The following is an 810-nucleotide window of genomic DNA, read 5'->3' on the forward strand; positions in this document are numbered from 1 at the left end:
GGCACTGCCAAGTTGTTTGATCTAGTTGTTTCCGGTATCGATGAGGCATGAAATTACCGAGTTCTTTTCCCCGGTTGAAGGGATTTCGTTTTCTGCGTGAGATTGTCGCTTATGCAGTATGGGCCTATTACAGGTTTGCGCTGAGCACGGCCGATGTGGAAGACCTGCTTGCCGAGCGCGGCGTCATTGTCAGCCGGGAAACCATTCGCCTCTGGATTAATCGCTTTGGTCGTCATTTTGCGGACTGTATCCGCAGGGATCGACCAAAGCCAAACGACAAATGGCACATTGATGAGGTCGTCATCACGATTGGGGGAAAGAAGTATTGGCTTTGGCGGGCCATTGACGCAGATGGCGATGTTCTTGATATTCTGGTTCAAACACGCCGTAACACAAAGGCTGCCAAGCGTTTTTTCACCAGACTGATCCGGCAATACGGTCAACCACGTGTCGTTGTGACGGATAAGCTGCGCAGCTATACCAAGCCAGTACAAAAAATCGCGCCAGATGCCGATCATCGTGCTCATAAAGGCCTGAACAACAGAATTGAAAATTCGCACCGCCTGAGCCGAAAACGGGAGAAAATCATGGGGCGGTTCAAATCGCCTCGTCAAGCCCAACGCTTCTTGTCAGCACACGATCAAATCAACACCATCTTCCGTCCTCGCCGCTATAATCTCACTGCTATCTCCTACCGCCATGCACGTACCGATGCATTTGCATTATGGCGTGACTACACGACCGAAATGACCGCTTGATAAACACAGGCGAAAGCTGCTCAAAGCCCTATTCAAACAACTTGGCAATGCC

General features: G+C 50.5%; 1 protein-coding gene. It reads left to right on the plus strand.

What is annotated here, in order from left to right; translation table 11 throughout:
* Positions 1 to 47: 47 nt before the first annotated feature.
* On the plus strand, positions 48 to 758 hold the full coding sequence (locus KWJ32_RS28150) for an IS6 family transposase (RefSeq protein WP_024899689.1): 711 nt from the start codon (positions 48 to 50) through the stop codon (positions 756 to 758).
* Positions 759 to 810: the final 52 nt, after the last annotated feature.

The organism is Ochrobactrum sp. BTU2 (assembly GCF_024539785.1).
Lineage (GTDB): Bacteria > Pseudomonadota > Alphaproteobacteria > Rhizobiales > Rhizobiaceae > Brucella > Brucella anthropi.

What these genes read in the sequence shown, in the direction of transcription:
- KWJ32_RS28150 (WP_024899689.1), top strand. Translation starts at nt 48, where the DNA reads ATGAAATTACCGAGTTCTTTTCCCCGGTTGAAGGGATTTCGTTTTCTG.